Here is a 16,074-nt window from a genome sequence, read left to right as displayed (position 1 = left end):
TTTTTTATGCAGATATGTCCTTATGCATAACGGCAAAGGTTAAGCTCTGTGTCATCCATCACTTTCGCTTTTTCACCAGCCATAATGCTCGCTAGTAATTGACCAGAACCACAAGCCATAGTCCAACCCAGAGTACCGTGTCCAGTGTTAGTAAAAAGGTTATCGTATTTGGTCGCGCCGATAATCGGTGTGCCATCAGGCGTCATTGGTCTAAAGCCACTCCAAAACTCGGCTTGGTTAAAGTCGCCGCAGCGAGGGAAAAGATCACGGATGACCATTTCGATGGTATTTTTTCGTTTTTGCGGAAGGGAGGCATCAAACCCTGCTAATTCTGCGGTGCCCGCTACGCGAATTCTGTCATCAAACCGAGTCATGGCGACTTTATAGGTTTCATCCATCACAGTAGAGCGAGGAGAGAAGTGCTCATCTTTCATTGGGATGGTGAGCGAATAGCCTTTTACTGGATAGACAGGAATTTCAATGTCGATTTGCTTGAGTAGCGCTGTAGAATAGCTGCCAGAGGCAACCACATATTGGTCCGCTTTAAACTGTCCTCGGTTCGTTTGGACACCCATGATCTTTTTGCCTACTGTAACCCAATTGCTTACTTCGGTGTCGAACTCGAACCTGACGCCATGGGCCTTAGCGAGCTCTGTTAGTTGTTGGCAAAACTGATAGCAATCGCCTGTTTCGTCATCTGGCAGGTGCAAGCCACCAACCAGCTTATCTTTCACAAGATCCAGTCCAGGTTCTTGTTCAATGCAGCGTTCTACGTCCATCAACTCAAACCGAGTCCCGCTTTGCTCTAGAAGCTGCATATCCTTTTCAATGGCTTGCAGCTGTTGAGGCGTTCGAAATACTTGCAAGGTGCCGAACTGGCGACCTTGATATTCAATGGCATGTTCTTGACGTAATTGTTCCAGACACATACGACTGTGGTTAGCTATCGAAAGCATGCGAGCTTTGTTGACTTGGTAGCGAGACAGGGTGCAGTTGGCCACCATCTTACTTGCCCAACTGATCATATCGGCATTGAGGGTTGGTTTGATTTTGAGTGGAGCATGCTCTTCCATTAACCACTTTATGGCTTTAACAGGAACACCAGGCGCAGCCCAAGGCGAAGAATAGCCATACGAGATCTGCCCAGCATTGGCGAAACTTGTTTCCATTGCACTGCTTGGTTGACGGTCAATAACGGTAACTTGATAGCCTGCTTGAGATAAATACCAAGCAGAGGTTAAGCCGATGACGCCGCTGCCTAATACGATGACTTCCATTGATGTACTCCACACATTTATCAGAGTGGTTAGTTTCTTTTCTTTACCTTTTGTTAACAATCGATATAAATTACATACAGCGTTTAGAAAAACTATAGGCTCAAGGATGAGAAGTAATTTAATAAGTGGCTTGTGTCTGTTTAGCCAAGTCGCGGAACACAGCAGCTTTACTGGCGCGGCTAAGTTTTTGCACCTCACTACGGGAGCCGTGAGCCAACAAATTATTCATTTGGAAGAGTTATTAGGTTTTACTTTATTTGAACGCCATTCCCGCGGTATTCGTTTAACCGCTAAAGGCACTCAGTTACACCAAGCGACGCAGTTTCACTTTTCAGAGCTGAGCAAACTGCTTGATGAGCTCAAAGTAGAAAAGCACACCAATGAGATTCGCTTAAAATTAACGCCTTCTTTTGCTTTTAAATGGTTAGTCCCAAAGCTGGAAAGTTTTCATCACGAGAACCCGGATATCCAAGTGCAAATCTTCGCGGAAGGGGCGTTAGTGAATAGTGAGATAAAAGATTATGACGTCGCGATCGATTATGGTCTTCACCCTTACCGAAATGCTAACGCGGAGTTGATTTTGGATGAGCAACTGCTGCCCGTAATGAGTCCGAAGTACCTTGAGGATCATGGTTGGCTAAAAGCGCCTTTCTATGAACAAGAATCCTTAATGTCAGTGAAGAAATGGCAGGAGGCGACGCTACTACACGATGCTATGCCATGGGAAAAAGCGACGCGTGACTATGAGTGGCTATATTGGGCGTCAGCAATGGGATTGGATTTTAAAACCGATGTTGGACACTTTTTCAATAGAACGGATATGGCGATGTCTGCGGCGGAAGCAGGAGTTGGGATTGCGATGGCACGAATGGCACTGATTGAGGATGAATTGACGACAGAGCGTTTAGTTTCTCCCTTTCAGCCGGTTCCAGCCAATGCAGGGTACTACTTGATCATGAACACACGAAGCCAGTCCACAAACAAGTTTCGTACTTGGTTATTACAGCAAGTGGCGAACAAATAGATAAAGTGCTTGGTGAGTCAGATAGAAAACACCGCCTCGATAACGGCGGTGTTTTATTTTGGATTACTGTCGTTGATAAACCGATTCGCCTCGGCTGATGGTTTCTTCCACGTTTAGGTCTTTTAGCGCCTTAGGTTCAATCTTCATCGGGTTGTTATCGAGGATGATTAAATCCGCATTCTTACCCACCTCGATAGAACCTTTATACGACTCCTCAAAGTGTTGGTAAGCCGGCCAAATCGTCATGGCTTGCAGTGCGGTATACGTGTCAACGCGCTGATCTGGCCCCAGTACTTTATCGGTTCTGGTGGTGCGATTGACGGTCGCATCCAATACTCGGAATGAACTTGGCAGCGCCACAGGTGCGTCATGGTGTGTACTGAATTTTAACCCCGCCTTTCTCACCGCTTGAGTTGGTGAAATGAAATCGGCACGAGGATGGCCGAGTACCGAGTCCACATGCCAGTCACCCCAATAGAAAGTATGCATTGGGAACAAGGAAGGGAAGATGCCTTGCGCCGCTAAGCGATCTACTTGGTCTTGGCGTATGGTTTGGCCGTGAATGAGTACAGGTCGGCGGTCTTGCTTTCCTAGCTTTTCATTTGCTTTGGTCACTGCGTTGATAAATTGCTCGATCGCCGCGTCACCATTGGCATGCGTCAGCACTTGCCATTCATTTTTAAAGGCTGTTTCTACGTAATTGTAAGCTTGTTGATCTTCGAAAGTTGGGTAGCCAGCGTAGTCTTTATCTTGTCCATGTGGCGGGTGGAAGTAAGGCTGACTTAGCCATGCCGTTTTACCTTGTGGAGAGCCATCAAAGTTCAGCTTTACGCCACCGATGCGGAAATGGTTTGTGTACTCTGGCGTGTTGTATTCCGAGTCCATAAAATCGCTGCTCGATACCATATCGGCGTACGCAACCAAGTCGATCATCAACTTGTCGTTTTTCGACGCGCGTTTCATCGCTTCATAACCTTCTGATGTTGCTCGTCCTTCTTGAGCCGTGGTATAGCCATATTTCGCGTACATACCTTGCGAGGCTTCTAACATGCGATCTTGAAGTTCTGAATCAATCAACTTATTGAGGTTGAACAGCATTGCAAAGTGCGCGTTTTCTTCTAGGACCCCATTTGGTTCTTGGCTGTTTTCCATTCGGCGGATAATGCCACCTTTTGGATCTTCCGATTCTGATGTGATGCCTGCTAGCTCTAACGCTTTACTGTTTGCGACACTCAAATGCCCCGAAGTATGGATGATTAATACAGGCTTATCTGTGCTGACTTTATCGAGATCCGCTTTGGTAGGGTAGTAATCCAGTTGGGCGTCGTCGTAACCAAAACCTAAAATCCATCCGGTTTTCTCAATGAATAGGCGTTGCGTATTATTGTTCTCGGCATTTTTCAGAGTTTCTATGATTTTCGCAACGGTATCGGCTTCGCCATCAGGAGATGGCAGCACGTTTGCGACCATGGCTTGCAGACCAACACCATACACATGACTGTGCGGATCAACAAAGCCAGGCAACATAGTTTTGCCTTTTAAGTCGACCAACTGTGTTTTACCGAACTTGTGTTCCATCGCTCCATCTTTGCTGCCGACATAAATGATTTTCTCGCCTAATGTCGCGACGGCTTCGGCGTACTCTGGTTTATCGCCTGCCATGGTTAGGATGTCGCCACCATAATAAATTTTGTCTGCGGCGGTTACTTTGAGTGGCTCGGCGACGGCTTCTACTTCTTTCGCTTCTTCAGAAAAACACCCCGTTAAAGCAAGCCCAGATAGGGCAATGGGGATCCAGTTTTTGTTCATCGGTCATCTCCATACAGAGTAAGTTTTTTGCCTATTGCTCCCATCTCAATGAGTTTGAGAACTCAATAGGTCAAATTCACTTTAGTTCATATTGAAGGAGGATTATCAACAAGATTAAAGACTTTCAATCAAGCGCAAGTTATACCTATCGATGAATATCAAAAATGTTACCTTTTCCCATTTCATAAACGTTTCTGGACTTGGGCAATGTGACCCATAACGAGGTTCTGTGGTTAAAAAGTCGGCATGATAAGTCCACGATTTATCTCGATGACGCTCAAGGAAGAACATGAAAGACGAAACGCTATCCATCCATTTTGGTTACGAAACTGACCCTACCACTAAATCTGTCGCGACACCGATTTATCAAACGGTCGCGTACGAGTTTGATAACGCGCAGCACGGCGCTGATCTGTTTAACTTGGAAGTACCGGGGAATATCTACACTCGCATCATGAATCCGACTAACGATGTTCTGGAAAAACGCATGGCGGCGTTAGAAGGCGGCATTGCCGGGTTGGTCGTGAGTGCGGGGAGTGCAGCGATTAACTATGCGATTCTGACCTTAGCGCAAGCGGGCGATAACATCGTTTCTACGCCGCAACTTTATGGCGGTACTTACACCTTGTTTGCGCACATGCTGCCAAATCAAGGTATTCAGGTGAAGTTTGCTAAAGATGACAAGCCAGAAAGCTTGGCCGAGTTAATTGATGAAAATACCAAAGCGGTGTACTGCGAGAGCATTGGTAACCCAGCCGGTAATATCATTGATTTAGAACGCGTAGCGGAGCTTGCTCACGCACAAGGCGTACCTGTGATTGTGGATAACACCGTCGCGACACCAGTACTATGCAAACCCATCGAATTCGGTGCGGATATCGTCGTTCACTCCCTCACTAAGTACGTTGGTGGACACGGCACCACATTAGGTGGCGTGATTGTGGATTCCGGTAAATTCCCTTGGGCGCAGCACAAAGACCGCTTTCCCGTTTTCAACCAACCAGAACCTTCTTACCACGGCGTGGTGTATACCGAAGCGTTTGGTGAGGCGGCATTTATCGGGCGCGCGCGTACCGTACCATTGCGTAATACCGGATCGGCATTATCACCGATGAATGCATTTATGCTTATGCAAGGGCTAGAAACGTTACCGCTGCGTATGGAGCGCCATACCGAGAACACTCTCAAAGTGGCTGAGTTCTTGGAACAGAATGACAAAGTCAGTTGGGTGAGTTATGCCGGATTGCCAAGTTCTGAACACTTCCATCTCGCCGAAAAATACATGAAAGGTAAGCCTTCTGCGATTTTGTCGTTTGGTTTAAAAGACGGCTATGACGCAGGTGTGCGCTTTTATGACGCTCTGAAAATCTTTAAGCGTTTGGTGAATATTGGCGATGCAAAATCATTGGCTTGCCATCCAGCATCGACGACTCATCGTCAGTTGAGCGAAGCAGAACAAAAACAAGCTGGTGTGTCACCAGAGATGATTCGTTTATCTGTAGGTATTGAGCATATTGACGATATTCTAGCCGATTTAGAACAGGCACTAAACGCGTAAACGATTCTGTTTTTAGCTTTTGGTTACCCATAGGCCAGCCTTTAAAAAAGCTGGCCTGTTTTTATTTTATTATTTAAATATCAAAGGCTTTGGTTCTTTTGGTTTGTAGTATTCCAAAAACTCATAGAGGGTGAAATTTATTCCCTTGTCACGTTTGGGTTTGTTCCTGATGATGTGTGCAAATCTTATACATTGGAAGGGACTCAAATGTCTTACGTATTTCACCGTCATTGCCATGCCACGCTGCCAATCATCGATAAAGGTGAGGGTGTTTATCTATTCGATAAACAAGGGAAACAGTATCTCGATGCTTGTGGCGGCGCTGCGGTATCAAACCTTGGCCACAGTCATCAAGCCGTTAAAAAAGCCATGTTGGAACAGCTCGAGCGAGTGCCGTTTGCTCATACTGGATTTTTTACTAGTGACAGCGGTGAGCGACTAGCGGAATTGATTTGTCAGTACATGCCTGAGCAGTTCAACCATGTGTATTTAGTCAGTGGCGGGTCAGAAGCGGTGGAGTCGGCACTAAAAATGGCGCGGCAGCATTTTGTGGAATCAGGTAAGCCAGAGAAGAAGCAATTCATCGCGCGTCAGCAAAGTTATCACGGCAATACGTTGGGAGCCCTGGCGGTCGGTGGTAATGAATGGCGACGTGAACCGTTCAAGCCTATCTTGCATCCGAGCCATCACATTGCCCCTTGCTATGCTTATCGGTATCAGCAGACTCATGAGTCGGAATTGGATTACTCATTGCGAACGGCGAATGAACTTGAGGCAAAAATTCTTGAGTTGGGGGCTGAGAATGTAATGGCTTTTGTCGCCGAGCCTATTGTGGGAGCCACCGCTGGAGCTGTACCTGCGACTCAAGGTTACTTTAAACGTATTCGCGAAATATGCGACCAATACGATGTGCTATTGATCTTGGATGAAGTCATGTGTGGCGTTGGGCGAAGTGGCAGTTTCTTTGCATTTGAGCAAGAAGAGGCAGAGCCCGATCTGGTTTGTATGGCTAAAGGGCTTGGTGCGGGTTATCAACCTATTGGCGCGGTGGTTGCGAATGATCGAGTCTATCAAGCTATTGCTGATGGAAGCGGTTTTTTCCAACACGGTCATACCTTTATGGCGCACCCTGTGGCGTGCGCTGCCGCCGTGGCAACCATTGAAACCATCTTCCAAGATGATTTATTAACGGCGGTGAATCAGCATAGTGTTTTGCTGCGTAATGAGCTTACTTCTGCATTGGCCCATTTACCGTACATTGGCGACATTCGTGGTAAAGGCTTGTTTGTTGGCATTGAGCTGGTGGCGGATAAAGAAAGCAAGTCGCCTCTGAGTAAAGCCACATTGGCAGACAAACGCATCAAACAGCGAGCAATGGAAAATGGCTTAATGTGCTACCCAATGGGCGGAACGATTGATGGCGTTAATGGGCACCATATTTTGCTCGCACCGCCTTTCATTGTTCAGCCTCACCATATTGATGAACTAGTCGGCAAACTCTCACTGACGTTAAAAGAGGTGGCGGAGACATGGAAGTAGCAAACCAATATTTGCGAGAACCTATCGCCATTATCGTGGCTCCAAACGGCGCAAGAAAAACCAAGCATGATCACGCCAACTTACCCATGACAACGGACGAACTGGTTGCAGAGGCTATCGCTTGTCAAACGGTAGGAGCTGCCATGATCCATTTGCATGCTAGAGACGCCAAGGGACGTCATTCATTAGACATCGACGACAACATGGAAATTTACCATGCCGTGAAAGAGGCGGTGGGAGAAACCATGATGGTTCAGCTCACCACAGAAGCGGTGGGTTTATATTCTCCGCCACAACAGAGGGCGTTAGTCAAAGCTGTGAAACCTGAAGCGGCTTCTTTCGCATTGAGGGAGTTAATCTCCGATCGCGCAAGTGAGAAAGAAGGGCATGCCTTTTTCCATTGGGTGGCTGAAAACAACATCGTGAGCCAAATTATTCTCTACGATGCAACCGACATTGAACGTTATTTCCAACTGCGTGATGCGGGCGTGTTACCTAAAACACATCAGCATGCATTAGTGGTGTTAGGGCGTTATCACCAAGCTCAGCAGTCTTCACCATGGGATTTACGAGGTTTGAATTTGGCGCGTTTTGTCGAGGAAGAAATTCGATGTGCCATTTGTGCTTTTGGCGCGCGAGAGCAAGACTGTTTAGCGAGTGCGATGTTACTTGGATTCGATGTGAGAGTGGGATTTGAGAATAACCACTTCGATGTGGCAGGCGAATTAGCAATCAGTAACGCGGCTCAGGTGGAAGCTCTACGCGATGTGGCGCATCGCTTTGCGATTCCTTTACACAGTGCGCAAAGTTTGCGTTCAGCTTTGAAGTAAATCTGCTCGCAGCAAGGAAAATAAAGAAGAAAGTAAAAAGGCTCCATCGGAGCCTTTTCGGTATTTGTCGTTAGTTTTCGGTTTGCACTACAGGTTGACGCGCGGGATGTTTGATAAACACCGCGACAACAGCCGCTATCGCTAATGCAAAACAGTAGTAAGAATTAGCAACTACTTCAAGTGGCGATAGGTTGAATACGGAGCCTAGCAGCAGTACTTGAGCTCCGTAAGGCAACACGCCTTGCACCACGCATGAGAAAATGTCTAACAAGCTTGCTGAGCGGCGAGGAGAGACATTATTCTCTTCCGCCAGTTGTCGAGCAACGCTGCCCGATACAATGATTGCGACTGTATTGTTCGCCGTACAGCCATTGACCATCGACACCAAGCCAGCGATACCTAGCTCGCTCGCGCGGCTGTTGGCATGCTTAGAGTGGCTAGAGCCAAACGCGTGGATAAGGCTGCTAACGAAATTGGTTAGGAACGCAAGACCGCCTTGACGACGCATCAGTTCACTCAAACCTCCAATTAGCATGGATAACAAGAAGATCTCTTGCATGTTACCAAAGCCTTTATAAACGTCTTGGGCTAGATTAGTCAGTCCGTAATTGTCAATCGATGCCAAGCTCACGCCGCCAGCCAAAAGGATACCAATCGACAGAACCACAAACACATTCACACCAGATACCGCTAGGATCAAAATAGTGATGTACGGCAAGACTTTTAGCCACTCAATATCGCCAGTTGCAGGCACTTGAGTCGCTGTACTGTTGAAAGCGAACACTGCAATCGCGATCAACGCCGCAGGCAAAGCAATACGAATATTCTCTTTAAACTTATCTTTCATCTCACAACCTTGAGAGCGTGTCGCCGCGATGGTGGTGTCAGAGATGATAGAAAGGTTATCACCAAACATAGCGCCGCTCAGCACAACGCCTGCGGTTAACGGTAAGCTCATTCCTGCTGATTCAGCAATCCCCAACGCTACGGGGGCAACGGCTGCGATGGTACCCATCGAAGTGCCCATCGCTGTTGCGATAAAAGCAGAAATCAGAAAAATGCCCGGCAAAATCATGCTGGTTGGAATTGCGGATAAACCAAGGTTCACCGTTGCATCAACACCGCCAGAGGCTTTTGCTACCGCAGCAAAAGCACCAGCAAGCAGATAGATCATACACATTGCGATGATGTCTGGGTGGCCAACACCACGCATGAAGTGTTCGATTGAGCGGTTAAGTTTCTCTTTACTTAAAAGAAACGCAATGATGATGGCTGGTAATACCGCGATGGGTGCAGGCAGCTGGTAGAAGGCAAATTCAACGCCTTGCAAAGATAAGTAAGTGCCTACGCCAATAAACAGCGCAAGGAATACAATCAATGGGATCAGTGCGACCGCAGAAGGTGCAACTGTTTTAGTTGTTTGTTGGGAACCGGACATGTAAACGACAATGTTAATAATAAGAGAGAAGAGCAGACTAATATCACATTTACGCATTGTCAACGTCTAGACGTCTAAATGGCTGTTTAAATTTTGCACGTAAAGAAAAAGATAAAAGCTCGTATTACGTATCTCACTGATACCACGAGCTTTAGTTATGCACTAATGAAGGGACTGTCGTTATTGCATTGATTTGGCTTTTTTGCGTTTAACAATACCTAAAACCATCCACGTAAATAAGACAGCAGCAAATGCCCATACCAGATATTTGTATTCGGTGTACAGGTTGGTCAACACGCTTAAATGTTCAAATGCAAAGTGAGTTAACAAGCTGAATACCAATACCCAAACCGTCGCCGCGAGGGCGTTACCGAGCAAAAACTCTCTACGTGGCATTTTCGCGATACCGCATGCAAGAGGCATAAATTGCTTCATTCCTTCAATAAAGCGACTGACGACCAAGCACGTAGGGCCGTATTTCTGGATAGTCAGTTGAAGTGTTTGCATCTTCGGGCCAGAGATATAGCCTTTTTTATCCAACCAGCCTTCAAAGTAATAACCGATTAGGTAACCACAGGTATTCCCAAAAAAGCAGCTTAGCCACGATACCATCATAACCATACTTAGGTTCATGACTTGTTCTGAAGAGAGCAAAGATGCCGCGATCATCAGCGATTGACCAGGCATCGGTACACCTATCCCTTCTAGAAATATACTGACAATCAGCGCCAAGTAGCCGTATTGCTCGAGCAAAGGCTTCATTGACATGAGAAGTTCGTTAATGTGTTCCAAAAGCTTTCCCCTAATAAAAGCGGAACGAAGTTGGAGTGATACTCCGAATGTCCTACTGGGTCAATTCTTGTTTCTCACCGCTGAGAAAAACTGACATGCCTCTGATTATTGTGCGGAATCAATCTGCTGCTTGTTTTATTCGCCGCCACGCTCCCGTGTGGCGGCGAATAAGGCACACCATTATGACTCTTTAGCTTTAGTAAATGCGCCATACAAATCAAGACGTCGGTGACGTAAGTTGGTTACTGAACCCTCGGTATTAAGTTGCTTCAACTTAGTCAAATCAACATCGGCGAAGATCATCATTTCGGTGTTGGCGCTTGCTTCTGTCAAGGTCGCATCGTGCGGGAAGTAGATATCCGACGGTGAGAATACGGCAGATTGTGCGTACTGGATGTCCACGTTATCAACACGAGGTAAGTTACCAACACTGCCACCAATTGCAACATAGCATTCGTTTTCAATGGCACGCGATTGGGAACAAATTCGTACTCGTTGATAGCCATTTTTTGTGTCCGTCCAGAAAGGAACGAATACAATTTGTGCGCCTTGTTCTGCTAACATTCTTCCCAATTCAGGGAATTCGCTGTCATAACAAATCAGTATGCCGACTTTGCCCGCATCGGTTTCGAAAACTTGAACATTGTCACCACCGTCGATCACCCAGTCTCTTTGTTCATGAGGCGTGATGTGGATTTTATATTGAGCGTTAATTTCACCATCTCGTTGCAGCAAGTAGGCCACATTATACAGTTTGCCATCTTCGATAACGGGCATACTGCCTGCAATAATGTTGATGTTGTAGGTGACTGCCATCTGCGAGAAACGGTTTTTGATCTCTTCCGTAAAGCTAGCCAAAAAGCGGATTGCTTCAACGGAATTTTTGTCGTTTTGCAAGCCCATCAGCGGTGCGTTAAAGAACTCAGGGAATAGGGCGAAATCGGCCTTGTAATTCGCAAGAGAAGAAATGAAGAACTCAGCTTGATCGAGCAAATCCTCCAGATCATTCATCGCGCGCATTTGCCACTGTACAACACCAATTCGAATCAGAGTCTTTTCTACATCGTGTACGGATTGAATATCCTCTTCGTAGAAAAAGTTATCCCACTCCAGCAGTGTCGCGTAACCTTTAGAAGCGCTATCCTCTGGTAAGTAGCCGCGCATGATTCGTTTTACATCGAAGTCGTTAGCAAGCTGAAAAGACAAAATAGGGTCATGAAGCTCACGGCGTTTTACTTTGTCGATGTACTCTGCAACGCTCAGTTCATCTGCGTATCGGTGGTAATTAGGAATGCGGCCACCGGCTAAAATGGCTTTGAAGTTCTTACTCCGGCAAAGCTCTTTACGCGCATCATACAAACGTCGACCCAAACGTAGCCCTCGATAGTCCGGGTGGACAAATACATCGAGACCATACATTGCATCACCGGTTACTTGATTCTGTATGACGTTGTTTTCGGTAATGATGTCGGTATATAGGTGAGGAAGAGAAAAGCGGTTGTAGTCCACTTTAATGGTTAATGCTGCACCGACTATTTTGCCGTTATCTTCAATACAGATTTGGCCATCAGGAAACTGATGAATGAGATCCATAATAGTCAGCCGTGGCCATGAGCCGCCAACATCAGGAAACACTAAGTCCATTAGTTCTGCAAGCTCAGGGTAATCCGTTGGCTCAATGGTACGTAATGAGAGTTTGGGCGAATTGCTGTCCATATCTTTCAATCCATTTATCCTTTTGAAACAGTGTTAATGAGAATGCCACAATTTGGAGCAGACAGATACTGAAGTCTTTGAGTTGTTTGGGTTACCAAAAGCATATCAAGAAAACAATATTAGCTTAGTTTGCTCTTCAACCATTCGTAAAACGCCGCCACTTTCTTAGCCGATAGGCGATAATTTGGGATCATCACGTAATAACCATAACCACTCTGTAAAGATAGGTTAAGAATACGTTGGATATCCCCTCTTAAAATAGAATTCTGCGCCATAAAATCAGGAAGTAAGGCGAGTCCTTTTCCCATTTTGACGGCTTCGTAAGCTAGGTAAAAATGTTCAAAGCCTACAGAGTGATAGGTAACGGTTGATTCTACTGCATGCGCAGCCTTAAATTGCTCCCACAACTGAGGACGAGTGATTTGAGGTATCAGCGGATAGTCGCTAACAGCGTGCACATTCTTGAGTGCAGGAGCGTTAGTACAACCGACCAATAGTAGAATTTCTTCGCATAGTAAGTGGCTGTATTCATAATGCGTGGACAATGGAAGACAACGAATATGCAAGTCGCTTTCACCGCTTGAACCTTTTACGTTCCCATCTCCGGTACAGATTCTTACACGGATATTGGGATGTCGCTGGTGGAAGTCATCAATATGAGGTACCAACCAAAGGCTAGCGAAAGAAGGAGTAACATCCACGGTGAGCAATTCTTGCTTTGAATCTGATTGTATTAAGTTGGCGGTTGCATTCTGAATAAGTTCTAGTGCTTCTGTGACTTGCGGTAGGTAGCGTTTTCCTTCCTCAGTTAACTCAATACCATTCGAGCCTCTTTGTATTAAAGGTAAACCCACTAGTTGTTCAAGCGCGGCAATTTGTTTGCTTACTGCACTTTGTGTAATGCATAGGGCATCCGCCGCTTTTGAGAAGCTGAGGTAATTTGCAACCGCGACAAACGTCCTTAATGCTCGGATAGAAGGGTACTCACTGCCTTTTAACATACTTCAGTCCCATGGAGATAGCCTATTCACAGAGTAGGAGATTTACCTATTGAAGCAAAGAGAGAAAAAGCCGATGTGTGATTACCTTCCTTACTCGTTCATAAAGAACCCAGACCAAAAATTAAGAATCCTAAATATAATGGGTATGTAAATAATTGATGATTGGGGTTTGTTTATTGATTTTCCCTATCTTTTGAAAAAACTACAAATAAAATAGAATGTTTTACATCATTAGTATTTACACAAATCTAATATTGTTTTCTCAAGGTAAATAAAACGGTATAACTTTTATTTTTGTTGTTTTAATTTCAAAATGATGTCAATTTTTTATAAAGTAGAAAATGTTTTTCATTAAATTAAAATTGGCATTGCATTTGCTTTGTATAATTCGAACTTTCAATGGCACTTATATTAGGAGAACGAAATGAAAAGCAATGTTGTTACTTTGATTGGCCTTTTTTCTTTAGCAACGTTTAGTACTTTATCTCACGCAGCGGACTCCAAAGATCATGGTGTTTATGTCGGCGCCAACTATGGTTACTTAAAAGTTGATGGACAAGATGACTTTGATGATGACAGCGATGCTATTCAAGGTTTGGTTGGTTACCGTTTTAACCCTTACTTAGCGTTAGAGGGCGGTTACATTGATTTTGGTAGCTATGGTAATAACCTAGCAAATGCCGAAACGGACGGTTACACCGCAGCACTAAAAGTTACAGCCCCTATTGCTGATCGTGTCGATCTTTACGCAAAAGGTGGTCAAATGTGGTACTCGACGGATTACAACGTTGCGGGCTTCCAAGGCAACAAAGATGACGAAGGTGTATTCGCTGGTGCCGGTGTTGGTTTTAAAGTTACTGATAACTTCTTAGTTAACGCAGAATATATGTGGTACGACGTAGAACTGAATGCAGAGAACGTCGCGAATGGTGCAAGCACAAAAACTGATTTTAACCAAGCATCGCTAGGTGTGGAATATCGTTTCTAATATTGTTAACCATGTTTAACCCAAATAAAAATGCGAAGCTAAATGGCTTCGCATTTTTTGAGCTCAATCTAGTTGAGGCTAATAGAGCTGTTTTTAGAATAATTGTTAGTGTCTTTTACTGTCACTCTACTATATTTAGAGCATTTCTAACATGACTGTCTAACCTTCTTACTAGTCTCGAAAAACAAAGTTTTATCACTCTATAAGTAATACTCGATAGGTCGATCGCTGCGCTACCTGACATTACATTCATGTGACCTAAAATACCGCGGACGTGTTCTGTATACTCGTTTTTTAGTTTTGAAATGTACGCCATAGCTTTAGCTAGTTGATCCCAAGCAGTAAGGCCTACGGTTGCTATTTGTTGTATTATATGACCCAGACCTGAAATTCTTAGTAAGGTCAAAATTGAAGAGACTATTTTACTTACCCAACCATCAGTCATTCGAGCATTATATCTATTGTTGAAGTCAAGAAATACGTTGCGTTCTAGGTAAGTTTGAGATTTGGGTTGTAGTGCCGACCACTCATTACTTGTAGCGGTATTGACATAACCCGGAACAGATTTTTTTCCTAGTCCATGAGCGCAGAAGTAGATGCCAGAACTTCCATCTAGCCGATACTCAATACCACCGTGAGTAAATGGCCAAAGAGGAGACATCGGAACTGGATCTGCACCATGAGTGCAGCGATATGAAGAATCTAAATCCCTTCTTGCGTATGGTTTAAAGCCAACTTTTGGTGCGCCAAAAGTATATAGGTGTACGCTATAGCCGTACTGACTCTTCACCCAATCTGCCGCTAATGAAGCAAGAGCACCACCTAAACTATGACCTACACAGTGTACTGCCTTCGGTGCTTTCATGTTCTTTTTCGAATAACCAGCGATGTATGCTGCAAGTTGTGGCTTTATCGTATTGAAGAGATTTACAAAACCTGCATGTACCCTGTAACCGGATGAGGTACCTGATATCCCAATGTTTCCATCGGTCATAATGTCGCCGATGTTTGCTTGAGTGCCTCGGAAGGAAAATACTAAAGTATCGGCAAACTCGCCCTTACCTCGACCTATCGCTACAAAATCTGATGTCATTCCACCAAATCCCATAAAGCCACTTGTCGTTCCTTTTTTGACATCATTCCTTAGATCAAATGTAAAAAACTTTGCTATATAACCACTAACGTTACGAACATTAGTTGCGAATACAGAATAAGGGATTTCTGCGATTCTAGATGATAGCTTTGGTGAGAGTGATTGCATTCTTTAATTTCCATATAAGTCAGAGTCAATATATCCAAATAAATCACATTGACTATTTACGTAGTAGTCATCGTTTTCGTCATCATCAATTGAAAAAGCAAAGTACTTAAGAGGGTTTGCTGCATCACAGACTAGATTAGCCATATTGTTTTTTACGTAATCCTCTATTTCATAGCCATCGAACGAACCTTCCCAAATAATAACGCTTTCATCAATATCTAGTTCTGTGGTTAAAACAATAGTTACATAATGTTCAATAAGCGGGATCTTAACGCTCTCTTTGTTCTCATACACAGGAGAAAATTCAAACCGACCATTGCTGTCAGTAAATGTTGATAAGTCTATTGATTTTCCTGAAGCGCTTAAACCAATACTAAGACTAACCTTTTGGTTATTAATTGGCTTCCCTTTTTTTGTTAGCACACCATTGATTTGTGGTGTGTATTGGTTAACTTTATCGCTATTCAATATACTCTCTCCAAAACTCATATTAATGCTCAAAAATATGATTGTAATAAATCCAACTAAGTAATTTCTCACATCGACTTTTTTCATTTTAAAAATCTATAAATGTATATGTATTGTGTATTTTTACAATATTTAATGTTAACTATGTGATTCGTACTGCATTGTCCTTGTAACTTGTGAATTTGAAAATTACATTTTTAGATTTATGTTTATCTACTTGACCGGTTTTTATTAGCATTAATAAAGTTTAAATCTGGAACACTCAGTCTGCGCTAATCTTAGGTAGTTATATTATATTGGATTTTTGAGGCTTTCATCAGGTAATGTGGGAGCAAAATAAACGAGAGCTATCGAATGGTAAAGAACTCTATAA

The 16,074-nt window shown here is 44.3% G+C and carries 13 protein-coding genes; 5 read left to right on the top strand and 8 right to left on the bottom strand.

The genetic code is table 11. The features are described from left to right. Window positions 1-20: 20 nt before the first annotated feature. The gene (locus VEA_RS13975; protein ID WP_006741869.1) at window positions 21-1,277 is read right to left on the bottom strand and encodes a D-amino acid dehydrogenase; all 1,257 of its coding nucleotides are present in this window, start codon (window positions 1,275-1,277) and stop codon (window positions 21-23) included. A gap of 106 nt (window positions 1,278-1,383) precedes the next feature. Between VEA_RS13975 and VEA_RS13970 the strand changes: the two genes are divergently transcribed. After that, window positions 1,384-2,301, top strand: a complete 918-nt coding sequence (locus tag VEA_RS13970; protein ID WP_012842105.1) for a LysR substrate-binding domain-containing protein — start codon at window positions 1,384-1,386, stop codon at window positions 2,299-2,301. A 63-nt stretch (window positions 2,302-2,364) separates the two neighbouring features. Here VEA_RS13970 and VEA_RS13965 read toward each other — a convergent pair whose 3' ends face one another. Beyond that, window positions 2,365-4,110, bottom strand: a complete 1,746-nt coding sequence (locus tag VEA_RS13965; protein WP_006741867.1) for an amidohydrolase — start codon at window positions 4,108-4,110, stop codon at window positions 2,365-2,367. Window positions 4,111-4,399: 289 nt separating this feature from the next. Here VEA_RS13965 and VEA_RS13960 point away from each other — a divergent pair, with 289 nt between their 5' ends. From VEA_RS13960 to VEA_RS13950, 3 genes are all read left to right on the top strand, one after another. After that, a complete protein-coding gene (locus VEA_RS13960; protein WP_005391505.1) occupies window positions 4,400-5,668 on the top strand; it encodes an O-acetylhomoserine aminocarboxypropyltransferase/cysteine synthase family protein in 1,269 nt (422 codons plus the stop codon). A gap of 207 nt (window positions 5,669-5,875) precedes the next feature. Further along, a complete protein-coding gene (locus VEA_RS13955; RefSeq protein ID WP_012842104.1) occupies window positions 5,876-7,207 on the top strand; it encodes an aspartate aminotransferase family protein in 1,332 nt (443 codons plus the stop codon). Next, the gene (locus VEA_RS13950) at window positions 7,198-8,037 is read left to right on the top strand and encodes a beta-keto acid cleavage family enzyme (protein WP_006741865.1); all 840 of its coding nucleotides are present in this window, start codon (window positions 7,198-7,200) and stop codon (window positions 8,035-8,037) included. Before VEA_RS13955 ends, VEA_RS13950 begins: the two co-directional genes overlap by 10 nt. Before the next feature lie 70 nt (window positions 8,038-8,107). Here VEA_RS13950 and VEA_RS13945 read toward each other — a convergent pair whose 3' ends face one another. The 4 genes from VEA_RS13945 to VEA_RS13930 form a co-directional block, all read right to left on the bottom strand. Continuing rightward, complete coding sequence (locus VEA_RS13945) at window positions 8,108-9,475, bottom strand: Na+/H+ antiporter NhaC family protein (RefSeq protein ID WP_012842103.1); 1,368 nt, start codon at window positions 9,473-9,475, stop codon at window positions 8,108-8,110. 180 nt (window positions 9,476-9,655) lie between these two features. After that, a complete protein-coding gene (locus VEA_RS13940) occupies window positions 9,656-10,243 on the bottom strand; it encodes a DedA family protein (protein ID WP_006741863.1) in 588 nt (195 codons plus the stop codon). A gap of 204 nt (window positions 10,244-10,447) precedes the next feature. Further along, a complete protein-coding gene (locus VEA_RS13935) occupies window positions 10,448-11,983 on the bottom strand; it encodes a bifunctional GNAT family N-acetyltransferase/carbon-nitrogen hydrolase family protein (protein ID WP_006741862.1) in 1,536 nt (511 codons plus the stop codon). 119 nt (window positions 11,984-12,102) lie between these two features. Then, window positions 12,103-12,984, bottom strand: a complete 882-nt coding sequence (locus VEA_RS13930) for a LysR family transcriptional regulator (RefSeq protein WP_006741861.1) — start codon at window positions 12,982-12,984, stop codon at window positions 12,103-12,105. A gap of 424 nt (window positions 12,985-13,408) precedes the next feature. Here VEA_RS13930 and VEA_RS13925 point away from each other — a divergent pair, with 424 nt between their 5' ends. Next, a complete protein-coding gene (locus tag VEA_RS13925) occupies window positions 13,409-13,972 on the top strand; it encodes a porin family protein (RefSeq protein WP_012842100.1) in 564 nt (187 codons plus the stop codon). A 121-nt stretch (window positions 13,973-14,093) separates the two neighbouring features. Here the strand turns inward: VEA_RS13925 and VEA_RS13920 are convergent, their stop codons facing one another. Together VEA_RS13920 and VEA_RS13915 are read right to left on the bottom strand one after the other, a co-directional pair. Next, the gene (locus VEA_RS13920) at window positions 14,094-15,233 is read right to left on the bottom strand and encodes a lipase family protein (RefSeq protein ID WP_006741859.1); all 1,140 of its coding nucleotides are present in this window, start codon (window positions 15,231-15,233) and stop codon (window positions 14,094-14,096) included. Window positions 15,234-15,236: 3 nt separating this feature from the next. Beyond that, on the bottom strand, window positions 15,237-15,788 hold the full coding sequence (locus VEA_RS13915) for an Ig-like domain-containing protein (protein ID WP_230198191.1): 552 nt from the start codon (window positions 15,786-15,788) through the stop codon (window positions 15,237-15,239). Window positions 15,789-16,074: the final 286 nt, after the last annotated feature.

The sequence above is a fragment of the Vibrio antiquarius genome, assembly GCF_000024825.1.
GTDB classification, from domain to species: Bacteria; Pseudomonadota; Gammaproteobacteria; order Enterobacterales; family Vibrionaceae; genus Vibrio; species Vibrio diabolicus.
This window is presented reverse-complemented; position numbering and strand designations above follow the sequence as displayed.

Coding starts and splice junctions, on each gene's coding strand:
- VEA_RS13950 (WP_006741865.1), top strand. CDS start 7,198: ATGGAAGTAGCAAACCAATATTTGCGAGAACCTATCGCCATTATCGTG.
- VEA_RS13975 (WP_006741869.1), bottom strand. CDS start 1,277: ATGGAAGTCATCGTATTAGGCAGCGGCGTCATCGGCTTAACCTCTGCT.
- VEA_RS13915 (WP_230198191.1), bottom strand. CDS start 15,788: ATGAAAAAAGTCGATGTGAGAAATTACTTAGTTGGATTTATTACAATC.
- VEA_RS13965 (WP_006741867.1), bottom strand. CDS start 4,110: ATGAACAAAAACTGGATCCCCATTGCCCTATCTGGGCTTGCTTTAACG.
- VEA_RS13960 (WP_005391505.1), top strand. CDS start 4,400: ATGAAAGACGAAACGCTATCCATCCATTTTGGTTACGAAACTGACCCT.
- VEA_RS13970 (WP_012842105.1), top strand. CDS start 1,384: ATGAGAAGTAATTTAATAAGTGGCTTGTGTCTGTTTAGCCAAGTCGCG.
- VEA_RS13940 (WP_006741863.1), bottom strand. CDS start 10,243: ATGTCAATGAAGCCTTTGCTCGAGCAATACGGCTACTTGGCGCTGATT.
- VEA_RS13955 (WP_012842104.1), top strand. CDS start 5,876: ATGTCTTACGTATTTCACCGTCATTGCCATGCCACGCTGCCAATCATC.
- VEA_RS13920 (WP_006741859.1), bottom strand. CDS start 15,233: ATGCAATCACTCTCACCAAAGCTATCATCTAGAATCGCAGAAATCCCT.
- VEA_RS13945 (WP_012842103.1), bottom strand. CDS start 9,475: ATGTCCGGTTCCCAACAAACAACTAAAACAGTTGCACCTTCTGCGGTC.
- VEA_RS13935 (WP_006741862.1), bottom strand. CDS start 11,983: ATGGACAGCAATTCGCCCAAACTCTCATTACGTACCATTGAGCCAACG.
- VEA_RS13925 (WP_012842100.1), top strand. CDS start 13,409: ATGAAAAGCAATGTTGTTACTTTGATTGGCCTTTTTTCTTTAGCAACG.
- VEA_RS13930 (WP_006741861.1), bottom strand. CDS start 12,984: ATGTTAAAAGGCAGTGAGTACCCTTCTATCCGAGCATTAAGGACGTTT.